Origin of the sequence: Planomicrobium sp. CPCC 101110 (genome assembly GCF_007859395.1) — a bacterium.
Lineage (GTDB): Bacteria > Bacillota > Bacilli > Bacillales_A > Planococcaceae > Planococcus.
This window is the reverse complement of sequence record NZ_VOHD01000008.1, coordinates 323,085-344,088: the sequence shown is the minus strand read 5'-3', so window position 1 is coordinate 344,088 and position 21,004 is coordinate 323,085. Positions and strand designations below refer to the sequence as shown.

At 48.7% G+C, this 21,004-nt stretch carries 20 protein-coding genes; 16 read left to right on the top strand and 4 right to left on the bottom strand.

Annotated elements, in window-relative coordinates; translation table 11 throughout:
• Positions 1 to 72 precede the first annotated feature (72 nt).
• The 6 genes from FQV30_RS13460 (at position 73) to rpoN (ending at position 8,675) form a co-directional block, all read left to right on the top strand.
• Complete coding sequence (locus tag FQV30_RS13460) at positions 73 to 1,839, top strand: M28 family peptidase (RefSeq protein WP_146500666.1); 1,767 nt, start codon at positions 73 to 75, stop codon at positions 1,837 to 1,839.
• An 85-nt stretch (positions 1,840 to 1,924) separates the two neighbouring features.
• Positions 1,925 to 3,307 (top strand): amidase, encoded by a 1,383-nt coding sequence (locus FQV30_RS13455; protein ID WP_146500665.1) that lies wholly within the window; start codon positions 1,925 to 1,927, stop codon positions 3,305 to 3,307.
• 66 nt (positions 3,308 to 3,373) lie between these two features.
• The gene (locus FQV30_RS13450; RefSeq protein ID WP_146500664.1) at positions 3,374 to 4,165 is read left to right on the top strand and encodes an aspartate/glutamate racemase family protein; all 792 of its coding nucleotides are present in this window, start codon (positions 3,374 to 3,376) and stop codon (positions 4,163 to 4,165) included.
• A gap of 180 nt (positions 4,166 to 4,345) precedes the next feature.
• On the top strand, positions 4,346 to 5,815 hold the full coding sequence (locus FQV30_RS13445; protein ID WP_146500663.1) for a sodium:solute symporter family protein: 1,470 nt from the start codon (positions 4,346 to 4,348) through the stop codon (positions 5,813 to 5,815).
• A gap of 14 nt (positions 5,816 to 5,829) precedes the next feature.
• The gene (locus tag FQV30_RS13440) at positions 5,830 to 7,191 is read left to right on the top strand and encodes an amidase (RefSeq protein ID WP_186725658.1); all 1,362 of its coding nucleotides are present in this window, start codon (positions 5,830 to 5,832) and stop codon (positions 7,189 to 7,191) included.
• 170 nt (positions 7,192 to 7,361) lie between these two features.
• Entirely contained in the window at positions 7,362 to 8,675 is a 1,314-nt protein-coding gene (rpoN, locus tag FQV30_RS13435) for an RNA polymerase factor sigma-54 (protein WP_146500661.1), read from the top strand.
• Between the two features lie 99 nt (positions 8,676 to 8,774).
• Here rpoN and FQV30_RS13430 read toward each other — a convergent pair whose 3' ends face one another.
• Both FQV30_RS13430 and FQV30_RS13425 read right to left on the bottom strand, forming a co-directional pair.
• The gene (locus tag FQV30_RS13430; RefSeq protein ID WP_146500660.1) at positions 8,775 to 9,317 is read right to left on the bottom strand and encodes a DUF402 domain-containing protein; all 543 of its coding nucleotides are present in this window, start codon (positions 9,315 to 9,317) and stop codon (positions 8,775 to 8,777) included.
• A 2-nt stretch (positions 9,318 to 9,319) separates the two neighbouring features.
• On the bottom strand, positions 9,320 to 9,871 hold the full coding sequence (locus tag FQV30_RS13425; protein WP_146500659.1) for a phosphatase PAP2 family protein: 552 nt from the start codon (positions 9,869 to 9,871) through the stop codon (positions 9,320 to 9,322).
• A gap of 113 nt (positions 9,872 to 9,984) precedes the next feature.
• On the opposite strand from FQV30_RS13425, the gene FQV30_RS13420 reads away from it, so the two are divergent.
• The 3 genes from FQV30_RS13420 (at position 9,985) to FQV30_RS13410 (ending at position 13,673) form a co-directional block, all read left to right on the top strand.
• Positions 9,985 to 10,749 carry a class I SAM-dependent methyltransferase gene (locus tag FQV30_RS13420; protein ID WP_146500658.1) on the top strand — a complete coding sequence of 255 codons (765 nt, stop codon included), beginning with the start codon at positions 9,985 to 9,987 and terminating at the stop codon, positions 10,747 to 10,749.
• Positions 10,750 to 10,820: 71 nt separating this feature from the next.
• Complete coding sequence (locus tag FQV30_RS13415) at positions 10,821 to 13,133, top strand: glycoside hydrolase family 3 C-terminal domain-containing protein (protein WP_146500657.1); 2,313 nt, start codon at positions 10,821 to 10,823, stop codon at positions 13,131 to 13,133.
• 99 nt (positions 13,134 to 13,232) lie between these two features.
• Complete coding sequence (locus tag FQV30_RS13410; protein WP_146500773.1) at positions 13,233 to 13,673, top strand: GNAT family N-acetyltransferase; 441 nt, start codon at positions 13,233 to 13,235, stop codon at positions 13,671 to 13,673.
• Between the two features lie 35 nt (positions 13,674 to 13,708).
• Here the strand turns inward: FQV30_RS13410 and FQV30_RS13405 are convergent, their stop codons facing one another.
• Positions 13,709 to 14,224, bottom strand: coding sequence for a helix-turn-helix domain-containing protein (locus FQV30_RS13405; protein WP_146500656.1), 516 nt, complete (start codon positions 14,222 to 14,224; stop codon positions 13,709 to 13,711).
• 163 nt (positions 14,225 to 14,387) lie between these two features.
• Between FQV30_RS13405 and FQV30_RS13400 the strand changes: the two genes are divergently transcribed.
• The 4 genes from FQV30_RS13400 (at position 14,388) to FQV30_RS13385 (ending at position 18,343) form a co-directional block, all read left to right on the top strand.
• Positions 14,388 to 15,692, top strand: a complete 1,305-nt coding sequence (locus tag FQV30_RS13400; protein ID WP_146500655.1) for an MFS transporter — start codon at positions 14,388 to 14,390, stop codon at positions 15,690 to 15,692.
• 28 nt (positions 15,693 to 15,720) lie between these two features.
• The gene (locus FQV30_RS13395) at positions 15,721 to 16,704 is read left to right on the top strand and encodes an ornithine cyclodeaminase family protein (protein WP_146500654.1); all 984 of its coding nucleotides are present in this window, start codon (positions 15,721 to 15,723) and stop codon (positions 16,702 to 16,704) included.
• Between the two features lie 268 nt (positions 16,705 to 16,972).
• Positions 16,973 to 17,464: a GNAT family N-acetyltransferase gene (locus FQV30_RS13390; RefSeq protein ID WP_146500653.1), complete on the top strand. Its 492-nt coding sequence runs from the start codon at positions 16,973 to 16,975 to the stop codon at positions 17,462 to 17,464.
• Positions 17,465 to 17,896: 432 nt separating this feature from the next.
• Positions 17,897 to 18,343 carry a DUF4385 domain-containing protein gene (locus FQV30_RS13385; RefSeq protein ID WP_146500652.1) on the top strand — a complete coding sequence of 149 codons (447 nt, stop codon included), beginning with the start codon at positions 17,897 to 17,899 and terminating at the stop codon, positions 18,341 to 18,343.
• A 40-nt stretch (positions 18,344 to 18,383) separates the two neighbouring features.
• On the opposite strand, the gene FQV30_RS13380 is transcribed toward FQV30_RS13385, so the two are convergent.
• The gene (locus tag FQV30_RS13380) at positions 18,384 to 18,893 is read right to left on the bottom strand and encodes a GNAT family N-acetyltransferase (RefSeq protein WP_146500651.1); all 510 of its coding nucleotides are present in this window, start codon (positions 18,891 to 18,893) and stop codon (positions 18,384 to 18,386) included.
• 247 nt (positions 18,894 to 19,140) lie between these two features.
• Between FQV30_RS13380 and FQV30_RS13375 the strand changes: the two genes are divergently transcribed.
• From FQV30_RS13375 to FQV30_RS13365, 3 genes are all read left to right on the top strand, one after another.
• Positions 19,141 to 19,428, top strand: a complete 288-nt coding sequence (locus FQV30_RS13375; protein ID WP_255473477.1) for an ester cyclase — start codon at positions 19,141 to 19,143, stop codon at positions 19,426 to 19,428.
• Between the two features lie 97 nt (positions 19,429 to 19,525).
• The gene (locus FQV30_RS13370; protein ID WP_146500649.1) at positions 19,526 to 20,548 is read left to right on the top strand and encodes an asparaginase; all 1,023 of its coding nucleotides are present in this window, start codon (positions 19,526 to 19,528) and stop codon (positions 20,546 to 20,548) included.
• A gap of 58 nt (positions 20,549 to 20,606) precedes the next feature.
• Positions 20,607 to 20,840 (top strand): hypothetical protein, encoded by a 234-nt coding sequence (locus tag FQV30_RS13365; RefSeq protein WP_146500648.1) that lies wholly within the window; start codon positions 20,607 to 20,609, stop codon positions 20,838 to 20,840.
• Positions 20,841 to 21,004: the final 164 nt, after the last annotated feature.

The following is a 21,004-nucleotide window of genomic DNA, read 5'->3' as shown; positions in this document are numbered from 1 at the left end:
GTTTGTTTTTGGCACGGGACTTGCAATAGTAGTTAAGTGAATAATCCAGTGAAGAAAGGAGAAATGTTCAGCATGGCAAACGTAGCGAATACTGAATTGGAAAAAAGTTTATTGGAGGAAATCAGCACCGATGTACCGGTACAGATTTTGGAAAAGTTCAGCACCCTAATCCGGGAATCCGGCAGTGAAGATGAGCGGATTGCCGCGGATTTCCTAACAGATTATTTGAAAAAATGGGGGGTTCCGCATCAAGTCCATAACCCGGAATTATATTTGAGTGTGCCAAAAAACTCTTATTTGAAGGTAACTGCTCCTTTCGAAAAGGAATATCGGGTGAAATCACCTTCTTTTTCAGTTATTACAGGAGACCAGGCTCAGACGGGGGAGTTGGTTTATGTCTCGACCGGTTATGCAAAGGGGATCAATGATATTTTCGGAACAAAAGCTCAAGGCGATTTAGGGGATCTGACAGGGAAGATCATTTTGACGGAAGGCTATCCGATGCCTGGAAAAGTGCAGGAATTTGCGGATAAAGGCGTCGCAGCCATCATGTTCATCAGCCCCGGAAAGAATATCCATGAAGGCATTTGCACAACCATCTGGGGCGCACCGGACTTGGACAATAAAAACAATGAACCTGCGATTCCTGTGCTTGCAATCAACAAGCCCGACGGCAACGAACTGATCGAGCTGAGCCAAAAGGAAACAGTGACGTTGGAATTCAAGACGTATTTAGAGCAAGGCTGGTTCAACTGCCCGGTCATCGATATGTTTATTGAAGGGACAGAGGAACCTGAAAAATATGTGTTGCTGCATGGCCATTTGGATTCATGGCATGAAGGCATCGGCGACAACGCAACCGGCAATGCGGCGCTGCTTGAATTGGCGCGCATTTTCTATAAAAACCGGGACAAGCTGAAAAGAAGCATCCGCATCGCTGTGTGGACAGGCCATTCAACCGGCCGTTATGCAGGCTCAACATGGTTTGCCGATCAATTCGGCATCGATTTAGAAAACAACTGCATCGCATCTGTCAATTGCGATTCGCCGGGCTGCCGCTGGGCAACATCTTATGAATACATGATGTGGATGAGTGAAGTGGATGGCTTTTGCAAAGATGTCGTAACAAGCGCGGTCGACCAACCATCCGTAGGGGGCAGACCATTGAGAGCCGGAGATTATTCTTTCAATAATATCGGCATCACGTCGTTCTTCATGCTTTCTTCCAGCATCCCTGAAGATGTTTTGCAGGAGAAAGGCTATTACCCTGTCGGGGGCTGCGGAGGAAACATTGAGTGGCATACGGAAGAAGATTTAATGCATGTTGCCGATTTGGACATTTTGGTGAAGGACATAAAAGTGTATTTGACAGGAGTTTTGCGCGCGGCGAATGCGACGGTCCATCCGTTCGATTTTGCCGGCACTGCTGATGAATTTGAAAAAACCATCCGCTCCTATCAGGCTGCGGCTGGAACCCATTTTGACTTTACGCCGGCTTTGGATGAAGTAGCGAAGCTGCGGGAAGAATTGCTTTCTTTCAATAAAAGAACAGCTGGCTTAAACAGTCTGGACATCACTGAGCCGGAAGTGAAGCAGGCGAATCAAGTGATTGAAAAGTTAGCCCGGATTTTAATCCCAATCAATTTCACGAAAAGAGGCAAGTTCTGGCACGACTCCGCTTTGAATGTTCCGCCGCTGCCAGATTTAGCACCAGCTCTGGACTTTAGCCAGCTGGAAGAAGGGTCGCATGAATTTAAAGTATTGAAAACACATTTGACCCGGGGCCAAAATCGGGTAGTTTGGGCACTGCAAGAAGCAAGAGAATTGCTGTCTTATTAACAAGTGCGAACGGTTAACACTTTATCCTTTTTATTCCAAAGGGAAATAGCGCCCGGCTGCAGCTTTTAAACAAGGGGGAAAGAGGATGGCGGCTAGAAATGAATTGGAGCTTTTATTCAAACCGATTGATGAAATCGGTTTGCTGTATCGCAATAAAAAAGTTTCGCCTGTTGAAGTGACGAAGGCGGCACTAGGCCTGCTTGAAGAGCTGGAGCCGAAGCTGAATGCGTTTATCACGGTGCTGGGGGATGAAGCTCTCCAGAAGGCGTGTGAAGCGGAAGCGGTTTTTGCAAGAGGAGAAACAGTCGGCAAGCTTTACGGAATTCCGGTTTCCATCAAAGACTTGTTCCGGACAAAGGGCATTAAGACCACTGTCGCTTCCCGAATACTGAACGATCATATACCCGGTGAGGATTCGGCGCTCTATACAGCGTTGAATGCTGCAGGAGCTATCGTTTTCGGCAAGAACAATATGCTCGAGTTTGCCTATGGTTCGATGCACCCGGATTACGGACAGTGCAATAACCCATGGGATTTGAACAGGACGGCTGGCGGGTCTAGCACAGGGTCCGCCGCTGCAGTTGCATCCGGCATCGGCTTTGCTTCGATCGGAACAGATACAGGCGGATCTATCCGCCTGCCCTCTTCGTTTTGCGGAATTGCGGGATTAAAGCCGACGTACGATACTGTTTCGCGCCAAGGATTGTTTCATCTGTCGCATTCTTTAGACCATATTGGGCCGCTGACGCGAACTGTAAAAGACAATGCAATCGTGCTGGAGAGCATTTCTTCCAAAAAGCCCAATTATGACGCTGTGTTCACCGGGTCTATTAAAGGTATGAAAATCGGCGTGATTCGTTCATTGGCTGATAATCTAACGCATCTCGAAGTTGCAGAAGCGGTCAATGCGGCAATTGCGCAGCTTGGCGATTTAGGAGCGGAACTGGTGGATATTGAAATAACGGGAATCGATACGGTGATGGAAATAGCTTTCCCGATTTTGCTGGCGGAAGCTTCTTATTACCATAAAGATTGGTATCCGGAGCGTGCAGCCGATTATGCAGATGGGACAGTCGGCAACATTAAAGAAGGATTCAACGTTTCGGCTGTCAGCTATTTGGAAGCACTTGAAAGGAAAAGAGCATTTTCCGAAAAAGTGACCGAAGCGTTCAGCAAAGCAGATGTGTTGGTATGTCCGACTTCACCAAGTCCGGCAACAGAGAGGGATCCTTCTTTTGACGATACAACATATGACTACACGCAGCGGACTTTGCCATTCAATGTTTCCGGCCATCCGGCCATTACGGTATCCGCAGGGCTTACGCCGTCTCAAAATCTTCCGGTTGGGATCCAGTTTATCGGCCGCCATTTTGATGAAGCGGCAATCTACCGGGTTGCGGATGCTTTCCAGACTGCTGCGGGAGGGTATAAACGGCCGCCGCTATTGGCAAGTGTGCTTGAAAGATGAAGTTTATTTGCTGCACCTGAAGCTTGGCATAGACAGTGCATATAAAAAGAAAAGGAGGGGGAAGCATTGAAAATTGTCTATGTATTGCCTGGCCCAATCAGCCGGACCGAAGGCGGACGCATGGAAATGCAGCGACGGCTCGAGGTTTTGCGTTCCTACGCGGCTCCCGGCACCGAGGTGGATATCGCCGATGTTGACGAAGGGCCGGCATCAATCGAGTCGCTTTACGAGGAGTATTTAAGTATCCCGCCCACTGTCGACTTGATGCTGGAGATGGAATGGCGCGGCTATGATGCCGCCATTCTAGGCTGTTACGGGGATCCGGGACTGGATGCCGTTCGGGAAGTGACTGAAAAAATGATCATTGTCGGGCCAGGTGAAGCAGGTGTCATGGCAGCGGCCATGAGCGGATATCGTTTTTCAATTATTACTGTCACCCACAGCATGGTTAATCCGCTCCATCATCTGGTAGAGAAAGCGGGAGTCGGCAAAAAGCTCGCTTCTGTCAGGGCGATTGAGGTTCCCGTTCTGGAACTGGCTGAAGAACGGGAGAAGACGGTACAGAAACTCATTGCGGAAGGAAGGCGGGCCATCAAAGAAGACCGGGCGGACACGCTCGTACTGGGCTGTATGTCGATGGGCTTTTTGAATGCCGCAGAAGAAATGTCAGAAGAATTAGGCGTGCCGGTCATCAATCCAGGCAAGATCGCCTTAAAGATGGCTGAAGCATTGGCAGGAGCTGGAGTCTCGCATTCCAAGCTCGCTTACATGACGCCGCCGAAAATTTCATCTGGAACCGTAAAATCTTCAGAGGGACTTCTAGTGAAAAAAGAACGAGCAGCTGAGGAAACACAATAAAACAAGGCGCCACAAACAATCCAACCAAAAGGCTAAAAAAATAAAGGCAGAGGTGAAAATCATGGATGAATTAATGGGGTTGGCTCTTTCCAACTGGATGATTTGGGTGGTAATGGTTCTTTTCATTGTTGGCTATTTTGTGTTAACAGAAGCTCTCAATAAGAGGGAGGAGAAGAAATAATGGTTATCGCAATCCTCATAATTTACATGGTTTCTGTCATAGCAATCGGCTGGTATATGAAATCCAAAATCCATAATGAAACGGATTATTTGGCGGCAGGCGGAAAACTTGGGGTCTGGGTCGGAGGAGCAACTCTCGCTGCTACCCAGATGAGCGCAGGCACCGCAATTGGTTCAGTGGGTTTTCATTACCAAGTTGGGTACAACTATTCCTGGATCTGGATTTCAATTTGGGCTTCTTGGGTCATCATGGCGCTTTTCATTGCACCGAAGATGAAGTCGTTCTTTAACACGAACCGGGCACTCACCATTCCCGATCTGCTGGGAACACGCTATGAAAGCAATGCCATCCGGGTCATTGCTGTTATCATTTTGATGATCTGCTTCGGGATGACGATTGTAGCAGAGCTGGTCGGCGGTTCTTATTTGCTGAACGTGGTTTTCGGCATGCCGGAAACAGCAGGCGTCCTCATTTTGGCAGGGGTTTTTATTCTTTATACCGTGCTAGGCGGACTTTTTGCAATTGCATATACGGATTTTCTTCAAATGATAGTATTTGCTGTCGGCTTTATGGTTGCTGTGCCTTTTGCGATATCACGGGCTGGCGGATTCAGCGCGATGAACGAGCAGCTGGCTGCTATCGATCCCAATATCGTAGCAAACGGAATGCCGCCAGGAACTTTAGCTGCTATTTGTATTTCGTTCTTCATCATGATGATTGGCTATCCAATTATCGCAATTCGTTTTTATTCAATCAAAGACAATAAAACCATTAGACGCGCGGTCGGCGTTTCTTTCATCTTCCAGGCAATCATCGCAGTGTCCGTGGCATTGCTTGGTGTCAGCGCACGCATTATTTATCCAAATTTAGCGACTCCGGATCTGGCCAGCTCGACACTTGCGATGGACCTGTTACCGGCATTGTTTGGCGGCTTGCTGCTGGCAGCGATTCTTGCAGCAATCCAATCGACCGTCAGCGCCATCTTGCTCATGCTTGGCAGCGGAATTTCCCATGACATCATGAAGGTGGTCATGAGAAGGCAGATGACGGAAAAGCAGCAATTGAAAGTGACACGGATTGTCGTACTGATCATGGGAATCTTGCCGATTCCGTTTGCGTTGAATCCGGTTCCGTTAATCCAGCAAATTTGGATCAATGCAGCGGCGATGATCGGTTCTTCTTTTGCTGTATCCATTTTGTTCGGTTTGTATTGGAAGCGGGCGACAAAAGCCGGGGCAATCACTTCCATGGTCGGCGGAATAGGCAGTGCCATCCTTTGGCTATGGTTAGGCAATCCATTCGGCATTGACGCCGTTTATATCAGTGTTCCGGTCAGCTTACTGGGAATGATTATTGTCAGCTTGATGACAAAACCGGTTTCACAAGGAGCATTGCGGCCATTCTTCAAAAATATTGGAGCACCGAATAAGAATGAAGCGGTCTTGAATTATAAGGAAAAAACATTGTAAGAGGAGGAACTAATTTGCCGGCTAATGACGTGAAGCAATTGCTGTTTGAATCGATTGACGACATCGGGAAACTTTATCGGAAAAAAGAAGTATCTCCTGTAGAGGTTACCTCAGCGACTTTGGAACGCTTGCATGAACTGGAGCCGCAGCTGAATGCATTTGTAACTGTTTTAGCCGATCAAGCTATGGAGCGAGCGAAAGCTGCGGAATCTCTTTTTGCTAAAGGCGGAGAAGCTGGAAGATTAGAAGGGATTCCAGTCTCAATCAAGGATATTTTTACTACAAAAGGAATTCGGACTTCTTTAGGATCGCGCATCATGAAAGACCATGTGCCGGATGAAGATGCCTATGTCTACCAGGCTTTGCAAGAAGCAGGAGCAATAATTATCGGCAAGAACAATATGCTGGAATTTGCTTACGGTTCCGTCCATCCGGATTACGGCCAGTGCAACAACCCATGGAATCCTAAACGCACCGCAGGGGGATCGAGCACCGGTTCTGCCGCATCAGTCGCGGCAGGCATCGGTTTTGCTTCTCTTGGGACCGATACTGGCGGATCTATCCGTGTGCCGGCCTCGTTTTGCGGAATTGTCGGGCTAAAGCCTACGTACGGAACGGTATCTTCACAAGGATTGTTCCCGTTATCCCGATCCCTCGACCATATCGGCCCGTTAACAAGGACGGTGCGCGACAATGCGATTGTCTTAGAGAAAATTTCTTCGCTCACGTTCGATTATGAAACAATTTTCTCCGGAAACATTCAAGGAGTCAAAGTCGGAGTCATCCGACAGCTGATGGATACCGTCACGAACCCGGAAGTGATGAATTTGACTCGATCTGCAATTGACAAGCTGAAGGAACTGGGAGCTGACGTACAAGAGGTGGATATACCGGGGATCGAGTCGATTGAGAGTTCCGCCCTGCTGGTCGTCTTGGCCGAAGCTTCTGCAGTCCATAAACAGTGGTACGATTTAAGAGAAGCGGATTATAATCCTGCAACTTATGCCAATTTGAAAGCAGGGTATGGAGTTTCAGCCGTAGCGTATTTAGAAGCCATGGAAATGAAAAAGCGGTTTACCGAACAAGTCAATGCAGCATTAAAGCAAGTGGATGTTCTGGTAAGCCCGACGATGGCTTATCCGGCAACTGAAAAAGACCCGTCGTTTGAAGATGGAGATATCGATGTTTCACGGCGCACCATTCCATTCAACTACAGCGGTCATCCCGCCTTGTCGGTGCCATCAGGAAACACACCATCAGAAAATTTGCCGGTCGGCTTTCAAATTATCGGCCGCTATCATGATGAAGGCAGCATATACCGAGTAGCCGATGCTTTCCAGCAAGCAACCGGCGGGTATAAAATCCCGCCGATCTGATGAAAAACCTGTGCAGGGCGCTCAAAATTCTGCTCAGGTTTATACTTGTTGCGATAAATTTGAATATTCCGTAAATAATATAGAGAATTGGTTGAATATGCATTACAATAGAAGAAGGTTTAGAGACGCCTTCACGATGCAATAGATCAGACTATATGAGGGGGAGACTTATGGAGCTTGTTCTGCAGCAAAAACAAGAATTGCATTTAATAATGACCTTCAAGTTAAGGCAAGCCATTGAATTGTTGCAGTATTCCACATATGACCTTTATAAGTTTATCAAAGAACAGCAAGAGGAAAATCCGTTGATTGAATTGGAAGAACGGAAACATGAAGTAGTGTATGAAGAAAGAAGTTTTGGAAAGTCGCATTTTGGAAAATTGACGAATCAGGCCTTCGAACTAAAAACAAACGACGGCCCCACCATGAGAGATCAGCTGCTCGAGCAAGCCAAGTTCATCTATAGGGATATACACGACCAGAAAGTTATTGCCTATCTCATTTATAACCTTGATGATAATGGCTATTTAAGTTTCAATGCCGATGGGCCGGAAGTTTATGGGGAATTCACTGAGGAAGAAATCGACCGCGGCATTCGGCTGCTTCAAGCACTGGGGCTGAAAGGAATAGGGGCAAGGTGTTTGAAAGAATGCTTGCTGCTGCAAATCTCTGAAGAGTATCCTGATAAAAAACAAGCGGAATGCCTTATCCAAAACTATCTGCAGTTATTGGCTGACCGGAAATGGAATGAACTTGCACTGCGTATGAATATTTCGCTCGCTAAAATCAAAGAAATCCATGATTTTATTTTGACCCTCAACCCAAAGCCGTGTGCTCACATTTCGGATTTTTCGGCACAATACGTAAATCCGGATATTATTGTCGAAAGCAAACCGAACGGCCTGTCGTTTGGTTTGAATGACAGCTATTTGCCAGCCATTCGCTTCAATCACAGTTATTCCGGAATGCTGGACAAAAAAGACGAGACGTCCAAATACATCAATGGCCAATTTGCCAACTATCAATGGCTGCTGAACAGCATCGAGCAGCGGCGCCAAACAATATTGAAAATCGTCAGTGTCATTATCAAAAAACAAGCCAGCTTTTTTGCCGATGGATTCATCTCCCTCAAACCATTGACATTAAAAGAAGTTGCGGAAGAAATCGGCATGCACGAATCGACTGTCAGCCGAGCCACGATGAACAAAGTGATTCAAACACCAAAAGGGACATTTGAACTTCGGATATTTTTTGCTTCTGGGCTGGAAACTGCAAACGGTCCTGATATTTCTCAAACAAAAGTGAAAATGCTTCTGAAAAGTATGATTGAGAAGGAAGACAAGTCCAAACCCTTATCAGATCAAAAAATAACGGATCTTTTTAATGGCGAGAAAGGGATTTCCATATCCCGGCGAACGGTGACGAAATACCGAAAAGAAATGAGAATTCCTTCTTCTTCCAGCCGAAAGGAAATCAAAATTTAAAATGCCATGTATATCAAATTGGCAATTTCAATCAAGGTATATGGAAACGTCCAAACGGAAAAAGATGGGCATTCAATTTTGAATGCCCATCTTTTCCGTTTACATGTATTTCTCTTTCAGCTCGTCCAGCCATTCGCCAGTGAACTTTTTTGTATTAAGCAGATTCAAAGCGCAGTGGAACGATTTTAAACTTCGCGAAACCTGCTCTGGGGTAAGAACGCCTAAACGGATCGCTTCTTCAAACTCGTCAATATCGAACACATGGTAGCTGCCATCGGGGTGGACGGAAATGTCGATGAACAAATCGTAAACACAAAACACATCCGGTTTCAGTTCCTGGACGTCGACGATATCGATCAGCCACCAAGGATAACGGGTCTTGAAATTCAATGAAAACTGGAGGCCTTCATCAATCAAATAGACAATGATGAATTTTTTCTTGCTGTTTAAGGGCGGCAGTTCAAGCAGCGTGGATTCGTCATGGCGGACAAACCGGTGGGGCTGTGCGTTGCTTCGGATAAGCTGTTCTCTTTGTTCGAGAAAGCTTTGAATGACACTGGGCGAATTTTTTCGGATATCCGGAGCATATTCCAAACCGCCGTGTTCTCTTCCGACGTGGTTCCAAAAAATCAGCAGATCCATGTTCAACCCTCCGCTCTTTCGAACCGGTGCGCACGGGTCACCCGTATAATAACCGCGTAAACTATGAAAGCTGCGGCAATAGCGGTCAAAGCCCCGGCAATGACGTCAGCTGGGTAATGGACGCCCACCCAAACGCGGGAGAAGCCGACTAAGGCGCCGAGCAGCATCCATAGCCACCCGAAGCGCTTTGAAAACAAAGCGAAGGTCGTGCACAGCGAGAAGAACAGGATGGTGTGGTCGCTCGGAAATGAGTTGCCCACTGTTTTTTCAACCAGTTGGTTGACGTCGGGCAGTTCGGCGAACGGCTGAAGATTGGAATGCAGCTTAGCGACGCCGATCCGCAAAATCAAAGCGGCCGCCACCGTTAAAAGCGCCGCCGCGACAAGCCGGCGGTTGCGGAATCGGGGCGCAAACAAAAACAGCCCGATCGGCACGATCATCAAGTAGAGGAAATATTCAGCGATGAAAATGAATGCCGGATTGAGTGCCGGAAAAGCTTTTCCAAGGCCGTTGATCATTCGGAAAGATTGGATATTGAGTTCAGAAAAATACATAAAGAAACTACCGCCTTTTTAGGGTTATGTCTGGAAAAACGGGCAAAATAGGAGGATAATCAAGGAATAGACAGAATCGTTGAAAACTTCATCGGTACAGAGGGGGAGCATTTTTGTTAGGCTATTACAACAGTTTGTCATCGGAAGTTTATGATCTCGATAAACCGGTCGGCAGTTCATTTGGAGATATAGAATATTATACGGAACGTTTGGCGGCTTGCACAGGGCGTATTTTGGAACCGGCCGTTGGGACAGGGCGGCTGCTTGTGCCGTTATTGGAAAAAGGGTTTCAAGTGGACGGCTTTGATGTGTCTCCAGATATGCTGGCGATTTGCCGGGGGAATTGCGAGAAGAAGGGGCTTGCGCCGGCTTTGTTCGAAGCGGAGATGGAATCTTTTTCGCTCGAAGCGGAATATGGGGCCATCGTCATTCCGACGGGCACATTTCTGCTGTTGCATGAGCGCGAAAAGTCGCTGCAGGCATTAAGGAATTTCCATCGCCATCTGGCAGATGGGGGCAAGTTGATCGTCGATGTGTTTTTGCCCGGTGAACTTGAGATCGGCAGGCCGTCTGTCCGGAAATGGGATTTGGAAAACGGCGATGCCATCACTGTCGAATCCCAAATCGTCGAAGTGGACCCGGTCAAGCAATACCGTATTTCCCAGGCGCGCTATGAGAAATGGCGGAACGGCAAGTTGATCCAGACGGAACTCGAACGCTATCCGCTGCGGTGGTACGGCGTGGAGGAATTCCGGCTGATTCTTGAGCATGCCGGATTCGAAAATATCATTATCTCGGCGGATTTCAAGTTCGGGGAGTACCCGACCCGCGCCGGACAAACAATCACGTTTGAAGCGGCGGCTAACAAAAAAGGATAAGCAGCGCTGGCAGCCACTGGATATACACCACCATTCTTGAAGCATATTCATGTAGCAGGGGGTTGTTCAGTATGGAGAGGGATATTCAAGCTTTGATATCGCAAATGTCTTTGAGGGAGAAAGTGAGCATGTGTACAGGGGCGGATTTTTGGCGCCTTAAGGGAATCGACCGGCTGGGGATCCCATCCATACGCACCGGAGATGGCCCGCATGGATTGCGCAAACAAGACGGCGATGACGGCCACATGGGGCTTGGCCCGAGCGCGCCGGCCACCTGTTTTCCGGCAGGGGTGACGCTGGCCAGTTCCTGGGACAAACAATTGATGTGGGAAGTCGGATCTGCTTTGGGCAAAGAAGCGCAAGCGCAGGAAATTTCGGTGCTTTTGGGGCCCGGCGTCAATATCAAACGCTCCCCGCTTTGCGGACGGAATTTCGAATATTATTCGGAAGATCCGCACCTTTCATCGGAATTGGCTACCGCCTATATCCAAGGCGTCCAAAACGAAGGGGTCGGAACATCGCTGAAGCATTATTTGGCGAACAACCAAGAACACCGGAGAATGACGACAAACGCCATCATAGATGAACGGGCGCTGCGGGAGATATACTTGGCAAGCTTCGAAAAAGCCATAAAGAACGGAAAACCATGGACGGTTATGGCTTCTTACAATCGGGTGAATTATGAATTCGTATCAGAAAGCCATTTTTTTCTGGAAGAGGTACTGCGAAAAGAATGGGGATTTGATGGCATCGTCATGTCCGACTGGGGAGCAATCGATGAGCGCCACGAAGCCTTGGCGGCGGGCCTCGATTTGGAGATGCCATGCAGCCTCGGTTTCGGTGAGAAAAAGATTCTGGACGCCATCGAGCACGAACGGCTTTCCCAAAAACAGCTGGATCACGCTGTCGAAAGGCTCCTTAAAGTGATTTTCCTTGCTGACAGCCATAAAAAAGAAGGCGCAAAATTCAACCAGCGCCTGCATCATGAGCTTGCCAGAAAAGCCGCCACTGAAGGCATGGTTCTGCTGAAAAATGAAGAGGATATCCTGCCGCTTTCGAAAGATAAAAAGATCGCTTTGATTGGCGCTTTCGCGAAAAAACCAAGATATCAAGGCGGGGGAAGCTCACACGTCAATCCGCTGCAGCTTGATAACCTTTATGACGAGATGGCTTACGAACTAGGCGGGGAAGACCAGTTTTTCTACGCGGAAGGCTATGACCTGAATATGGAGTTGCCCCATACTCGGATGATAGAAGAAGCGGTCGAAACTGCGGAAAAAGCGGATTGTGCGGTTTTGATGGTCGGTTTGCCGGCCCATTTTGAATCCGAAGGCTATGACCGGACCCATTTGCGGATTCCGGAAGACCACCGGGCGTTGATCGAAGAAATCGCGAAAGTGCAGCCGAATCTGGTTGTCGTGCTCAGCAACGGGGCACCAATCGAAATGCCGTGGCTGGATAATGCCAAAGCCTTATTGGAAGGCTATTTAGGCGGCCAGGCAGCTGGGAGCGCGTTAAAAGATGTTTTGTTCGGACACGCCAATCCGAGCGGGAAATTGGCTGAGACATTCCCGATAAAATTGAGCGATAACCCGTCCTATCTCTACTTCCCTGGGGATGGGAACCTGGTCGAGTATAAAGAAGGCATCTTCGTCGGCTATCGCTATTACGATACAAAAGAGCGTCCGCCGCTGTTTCCGTTCGGCTACGGGTTGAGCTACACGGAATTCGAATACAGCAATCTGACCGTCAGCGACGAAGCGATAAAAGATGCCGAAAACGTGACCGTCCACGTGACGATAAAGAACACCGGGGACAGAGCCGGCAAAGAAATTGTGCAATTATACGTAAGTGATTTGGCAAGTTCCATTCGCCGGCCGCTCAAAGAACTAAGGGACTTTGAAAAAGTGGAGCTCCAGCCAGGTGAAGAGCAGGTGGTCGAGTTCACTTTGGACAAACGGGCTTTCGCTTACTACAATACCGAAATCAAGGATTGGCACGTGGAGACGGGCGACTATGAGATCATGATCGGGAAATCTTCGCAAGAAATCGAGCTGAAACATAAAATTCTGGTCCAAAGCACGGTACGGATCAACCAAAAAATCAACCGCAACACAACGATTGGCGAGCTCATGTCAGATCCGCTTCTGGCAGAACCGGCAACTGCGCTCATCAAAGAAATGAACAGCACTCCGACTTTCCTCGATTCAGTGGATGAAAGCAAGGAAATGGCGGAAATGATGGAAGCCTTGGCCGAGAATATGCCGCTCCGTGCGCTTGTGTATTTCACCAAGGGAAGCATCACCGAAGAAGAGCTCAAATACATTATCGACGAGCTGAACAGAATTCAGACCTACGGCGGTTCCACCGTTGAAAAACAGTGAAGGAAATCATGTGGATCGAAAAAGCGAAGCGTTTGTTCTGCAATGGAATCGGTTTAGAAACCGGTTCTTTTTCTGGTCTTTGAAGAAAGGGGAATGAAGATGCGTATAGTGCAAGCGGCATTGGAAGATCTGGAAGGAGTGGCCCGGCTGTTCGATGGGTACCGGGTGTTTTACGGTCAGCAAACGGACGTGAATGCTGCCCGGAACTACATAGAACAGCGATTGAAAAAAGAAGACTCGGTCATTTTCACGGCAAGAGACGGGGATATGTATTTAGGGTTTACGCAGTTGTATCCGATGTATTCATCGGTTTCAATGAAACGGACATGGATTTTGAATGATTTATATGTGGCGCCCGAGGCGAGGAAACGCGGCGCCGGCGAACGGCTCATGGAAAAAGCGAAAGAATTTGCGCTGGAAACCGGCGCGAAAAGCTTGAGCTTGAGCACAGCGGCCGATAACCGCTCGGCGCAGCGCCTGTATGAGAAATTGGGGTATAAACGGGATACGGAGTTCTATTCGTATGAACTGCTCTTATAGAGGCAAAAAGCCTGCGGCAACTGCCGCAGGCTTTTTTAGTTTTTGGAGGATACCACCAAGAAGCGGACATCCTTTTCGGTATGGTTTGCCCAATAATGCTTTTTGCTGGCATCGAACAGGACCGATTCCTGCTCGCTGAGCTGGGACCGTTCTCCATCAATCTCGACCGTCAGCAGGCCTTCCAAAACAAACAGAAATTCAAAACCGGAATGGGCGAATGGGCTCCATTCGTTTTCCCCGGGATAAAGCGTGACCAATATCGGCGATAAGTTCGAGTGTTTCACGCCGTGGGACAGGTCTTTATAGTGGAAAAGCGCTTTGCGCTCCGCCAGTTCATCGCGTCCGGTGTTCTCCTCAAAGAACACTCCCGGATTGACATCGAGCGCATCGGCGAACCTTTTCAGCGATTCAAGCGTGGCGCTCGATTTCCCGCGCTCCACCTGCGAGAGAAAACTGATGGAAACGCCTGTCTGTTCTGCCAGCTCCTTTAATGTCAGCTTCCGTTCTTTGCGAAGATTTTTTAGGATGATCCCCATCGAATCGTGTGTCATGCCAATTCCCCGCCTTGCTTTAATGATTTCTCTTTTATGATACCGAATTCTCCTAGCGGCAACAAATGCTAACAAAAAGACTATTGACAGAAAATTTGAAACTAAATAAACTAAAGCATGGGGAGAAATTAAAGCCACACTTCAATTTTTAGGGGGATGGATTATGAACAAAAAGCAAACGCAGCGTGTTTTGATTGCCAGTTTAGTGGGAAGCTCAATCGAGTGGTTTGATTATTTTCTATACGGAACAGTGGCGGCACTCGTTTTCAACCAGCTCTTTTTCGTCAATGAAGACCCGACTGTCGGGTTGTTGCTAGCCTATGCTTCATTTGCTTTAGCATTTTTCATCCGGCCGTTTGGCGGCGTGGTGTTCAGCCATATCGGCGACCGCATCGGCCGCAAAAAAACACTCGTTTTGACGCTCAGTTTAATGGGGATTGCTACATTCGGCATGGGCTTGTTGCCCACTTACCAGGCAATCGGCATCTGGGCACCGATTCTATTGATTACGCTCCGCTTGGTCCAGGGGCTGGGAATCGGCGGAGAATGGGGAGGCGCTTTGCTTTTGGCGGTCGAGTATGCGCCGGAGGAAAAGAAAGGGTTGTTCGGCAGTATCCCGCAAATGGGTGTAACGATTGGGATGTTGATGGGAACAGTCGCTTTATGGATCATGACGCTGCTTCCGGATGATTCATTCATGACATGGGGCTGGCGTGTGCCGTTCATCTTGAGCGCTTTCTTGGTTATTTTCGGCCTTTGGATCCGTAAAGGCATCGACGAAACGCCGGCTTTCAAGCAAGTGCAGGAATCCGGGGAAATCCCGAAACTGCCGATTGCCGATACGTTAAAGTACCACTGGCGAGAAGTGTTGATCGCCATCGGGGCAAAAGTGGTGGAAACGGCGCCATTCTACATTTTCAGTACGTTTATCGTCTCTTACGCAACGACGAACTTAGGATTTTCGCGGACAAATGCGCTGACAGCTGTCATGATTGCCACAGTGGTCACAACGATTTTGATACCGATCATGGGAAATTTATCAGATACAATGGGACGCAAGAAATTGTACGTGGCCGGGACAGTGGGGATGGCATTGTTCGCATTCCCGTACTTCTGGCTAATCCAGCAAGGGTCGGTGGTGTTATTGGTCCTCGCTACCGTCATCGGTTTGGGCATTATCTGGGCACCGATCACCGCGGTGCTTGGCACGATGTTCTCCGAAATCTTTGAAGCGAAAGTCCGCTATACCGGCATTTCGCTTGGCTACCAAATCGGTGCGGCGGTTGCAGGCGGAACAGCACCGCTTGTCGCGACGGCACTTTTGGCCAGATTTGATAACTCATATGTTCCAGTCGCGCTCTACATCGTCTTCACATCCCTTGTTTCCTTAGCGGCAATCTGGGCGGTAAAAGACCGTGGCCAACAGCACGCCGGACAAAAAGTAGCAGTGAAAGGGAGCCGCGCATAAGCGGCTCTTTTTATTTAGGAGGAATTGGATGTTAGTGATCAATGAAAAACAGATTCAGCAATTGTATAAAATGAGTGACGCCATGAAGGACATCATGGCTATCTTGAAAGCGAAGGAGCAAGAGAAAATTGCAAATCCGCATCGCACAGTCATCGAGTTTCCGGAGCGGGAAGCATCGGCGCTTTACATGCCAAGCGCCGATTTGGCGGGTGATGTGGCGGGCGTCAAAGTGGTGACGATTTTCCCGGAAAATCCGGCGCAAGGAAAACCGACGACGCAAGGGATGATTTTGCTGACGGACGCCGCTAACGGCGAACATGTCGCCATGATGGCCGCCTCTTATTTGACGAGGCTCCGGACCGGTGCGCTCAGCGGCATCGCGACCGACTTGCTGGCGAAAAAAGAAAGCCGGGTCCTGGTCGTCATCGGCACGGGGGCGATGGCATTTGAGCAAGTGCTTGGCGTGATTGCCGTGCGGACCATCGAAAAAATCATTCTTGTCAACCGGACGCCGGAAAAAGCGTTGGCTTTTGGCGGGCAATTGGACGATTTTGGTGTGGGAATTTCATGGGAAGTGGAAATCAATGTTGCAAAAGCTGTGAAAAAGGCGGATATTATTTGTTGTGCGACTCGTTCGAATGAGCCAGTTTTTGAAGGGGCTGATTTGCAGCCGGGCACTCACATAAACGGCGTCGGTTCCTATTTGCCGCGCATGCGCGAAGTGGACGAAGTAACGGTGGCGCGCGCCGACAAAATTGTCGTCGACGATTTGGCCGGAGTGAAAGGCGAAGCAGGCGAATTGATCCATGGCGCCAAAACGGGAACTTGGTCGTTTGAACAAGTTTACGGAACGCTGAGCAAACTGGCGATGGAAAATCGCTGTACTAGGCAGTCGGATGAGGAAATCACATTCTTCAAATCGGTTGGCGCCGCTTATTTTGATTTGGCCGTGGCCAAGGGCGTGTATGCCAAAGCGCAAGCGACTGGCGCAGGAGTGAGGGTGGATATGTAGGGAAAGCGGACCGCAATCATCGAGGCTTGTGGTTTTTTGTGAGGGAAATTGAGGTGGGCAGCTGCCGATATTTCCTTCATGAAATTTTCGTTTTTTATATGATGTATTGCGGTTTTTACATGCACTTTTGAAGGGATTGCATGGCGAATCGAGCTTTTCACATAAACTTCCCGCATTTCTAAACGACTCTTGACGAACGGCAGCAAAGCACAAAGCGGTTCACCTGTGTGAACGGTTTTCTATACACCATTATTTTAGGGGGAGCAACATGATTAGAACGGAAAGATTGAATTTACTGCCATTTACGATCAAGCAAGTGCAGGCTGTTCTAAACGGAAAAAAAGAGCTGGAGGAATTGATCGGCAGCCGGGTGCCGGAAGAATGGCCAAGCCCGGCTTTCGCGAAAATGCTGGAGTCCAAAAAAGAGACATTGGCGCATACACCCGAAGCAAGCCAGTGGAGCCGCATTGTGGTCGACTGGGAAGCAAGGCAGCTGGTTGGCGAAATCGGCTGCAAAGGCGGCCCGGATGAAAACGGAGTGGTCGAAATCGGCTACGGCATCGTGGAGAGCTTCCGCAACAAAGGCTATGGAACCGAAATGGTGAAAGGCCTCGTCGAGTGGCTGAAGCAAAAAGACGGGGTCATAAAAATCGTCGCCAACTGCCTTGAGACAAATCAACCCTCAATCAAAGTGCTGGAGAAGTCCGGATTCAAACGGACGCATGTGGCTGATGAATTGATCCATTGGGAGATTGAATAAATAGATTGGAGCTGTTTCGCCTGGGCGGAGCAGCTTTTTTGTTTGGAGCGGGCTGGGGAAATCTGCTTTATGAATTTTTTTGGTTCTAACATGAAGTGGTGGGGTTTCTAAAGGAACTCTGCGGGTTCTAACATGATGAATCATGATTTCTACATGAACCATTCCTACTCTTATATGTTTTTCTAAGATTCACAAGCAATAAGGAAGCTGTTCGCCGAGGCGAACAGCTTCCTTATTGTTAGAAGTTAAGCAGGAAATAATTGCTTTGTGAAGTTTCTGGTTTCTTACATGAAGTTTTGAAGTTTCTTCATGAACTCCCACGCCTCCAACATGACGAAGCAAAGCTTCTATCATCACTTTCCCGGTTTCTGCATGACAATCCGCATGCCGCACGCCAAAACCGGGTATAGCAAGCAAAAGGGGTGCATACGAATGGCTTTTGATTATGACTTGGATTATGAAAATCTGGATTTGCGGAAGCATCCGGAGCTGTACCGGGTGGGCAAAGGCGAGCAAGGCGTATTGCTTGTGGAGCCTTATAAGAGCGAGATTTTGCCGCATTGGCGCTTCAAGACGCCGGAGATTGCGCAGGAGTCGTGCGACAAGATTTATGAGATGTTCGAGGAGTACCGCAAACAGGATGATTTTGTGGGCATGGATATGGCCCGCAAGTTTATCCAGATGGGCTATACGCGCGCGCGGCGCTATACGAACTATAAAGGCGGCCGCAAATACAACGAGGACGGCACGATCAAGGAGCGCAATATCGATCCGGTGAAAGCGGAGTCGGCGGCGATCTTCAAGAAAAAATGGGATGAAATCAGGGAAGACCAGGATTACTTGGCGCGCAAAAAAAAGCATCAAAAAGAATTCGGATAAAAAAATGCCCCAGCCGAAATCGGATTGGGGCATTTCATATTCAATGGAGCATATACGCCATCATGATGTCGTTGCTGTAAGAGCCGTCTTCATATTTGATCTGGCTGCGCTGCCTGCCTTCTTCGACAAAACCCATCCGCCGGTATACCTTGATGGCCCGTTCGTTGGCCGAAACGACGCCTAAACAGATTTTCTCCAAGCCGTCCTGCTGCCTGGCCCAATCGATCAGGAAACTGATAAGCCTGGTGCCGATGCCCCGGTTTCTATAGCCTTCTGCAATGCCCATCCCCATAGAGCCGGCGTGGCTCAGGCGGGCGTATTCATACCGCTTGAAGACCAGATAGCCGACAACTTTCCCGTCCGCTTCGTAGACCGCGTACAAATTGTTTTTCGCCAAGTTCTTCTCGATTTTTTCTTTTTCCTCATTGAGGTTGCAGGACACTTCCTCTGGGGAAGAAATGAAAAACTTTGTCGTCGCCTCTGACAAGGTTATTTCATTGTTGATATCCATAATCGCCTTTGCGTCCCATCCGCTTGCTAACCTGATCATGCTTTCACCACTCGTCTTTTTATTGGAAGTATACAGCAATTTATTTAGGGAGACTAAAAATAAAGTGCAATCTTGCACCATATGAATTAAAATTATCATAACAATTGGAATTCTTTTATTGCAAGTACAGGTTGCGGCTGATGATTAGTCCAGAGAAGAAAATGGTTGCTGAGCAGTGGTTTCATGAGTTTTTTACACAAGGGAATGCCGAGGTCATCGATGAACTGATGGCAGTTCGAGAGAAACACTGAAGCGTTTTATGGAGTGGTACCGATCGGTGTTCCGAGACGATGAGCGGGAATTGAATGATTGTATCGAGCAAGAGAACAAACTGGTGGTCCGCTATACGGGCTGGATGACATACAAAGGCGACTGGTTTGATATTCCGGCAAATGATCAGCGGGTGAAAGAGACAGGCATGATGCTTTTCCTGTTCGAAGGCGAGCGGGTGAAAGAACTGTGGTGCGAAAACAGCGATGCCGCAATTCTATATGAACTGGGCGCTTTCAGGAAAGACACATACAAGGTGTTTTAGCGGCGGAATTGCCTGCCTTAGGAACAGCCGGGACATGGAAACACGGAAAATGGCATTTCCTCAGTTAGTGGACAATCAAAAAAGAAGAGGTGGCTCCATGACAGCAGAAAAAGTGGTGGAAGTTTCAAGAGGCACGCTTGTGGAAAGCCTACATAGAGGCCATATAGCGGTGGTCAATGCGCATAAGGAATTGCTGTACAGTGTGGGCGATCCGCAAAAAGTGATTTACGCACGGTCGTCCATGAAGCCGCTGCAAGCGATTCCGCTTGTGGAAACAGGCGCGGCCGACCGCTACGGGTTTGATGCTGCGGATCTATCGCTGGCGTGCGCGTCCCATAACGGGGAAGGCCAGCACACCGAACGGGTGCAGGCAATCCTGGCGAGAACGGGGCTTGCGATTGATAATCTGCGATGCGGCACGCACAACCCGAAATGGGAAGCGGCGTATGAAGCGCTCATCAAATCGGGGGAGCCGCTTACGGCGGTTTACAACAATTGCTCCGGAAAACATAGCGGGATGCTTGCGACGGCAAAGCATATGGACGAATCGACGGAAGACTATTACAAGCTCGGCCATCCGGTGCAGCAGCGCATCCTGGCGGCCATCAGCGATTTGACGGAAGTGCCGGCGGACAAAATCGTCATCGGCATTGATGGCTGCGGCGTTCCGGTGCACGGTGTGCCGATTGAAAATCTGGCGCTCAGTTTTGCGAAGATGGCCGATCCGGGCGATTTGCCGGAAAAACGCCGGAATGCGGTCGAAAAGATCACTGCGGCAATGGCGGCAGAACCGGAAATGGTCGGCGGCACGGCGCGTTTTTGCACAGACTTCATGCGCATCATGGGCGGCCGCATGTTCGCCAAAGCGGGAGCGGAAGGCGTCTATTGCATCGGCGACAAAGAGACAGGCCTCGGCATCGCGCTGAAAATCGAAGACGGCAATGCGCGGGCAACATCCGCGGTGGCAGTTGAAGTGCTGTCTCAGCTCGGCTTGCTGACGGAGGCGCAAAAGGAAGGGTTGCGCGACTACCATTATCCGCCGCTTGAAAACGCGCGGAAAGAAAAGGTCGGCGAACTAAGCCCGGTGTTTACGTTGAAACAAGCGGCAGCTTCACGATAAAAACTGTTATTGCATAATTAAACTCGTTACAGCCACAGTCAGAGAGAGGAAGAAGAAATTGAAAGAAGCAGCAGGATTTATTTTAATCGCGCAAGCATTGATAACCGGCGTTATTGTCTATGCCCTATTGCAATTGGGCGATTCGATTCAAGCGGCAGCGGCATACACAGCAACTGGAGAAGGGCAGCTGGCGTGGGGATCCGGCATTCCGTCGCTGGCGCTGGCAGCTTTAGCCATCGTAGCTGGAATGGGGATTTGGCTGATTGTGAAAGGGAAAAAGGCGGGCCATTAAGGACGTGCCATCTTCTAAGAAAGCCAGCCGTTCTGACGGCTGGTTTTTTTATGGACGGCTGGTTTGCTGAAGGCTTCAAATGCCGTTTTCAGAATTGGAAAAAAAGATGGGTATATTTACGCCGAAAACTCCAAATCCTGTAACTTTTACTGGCCTCAAACGTT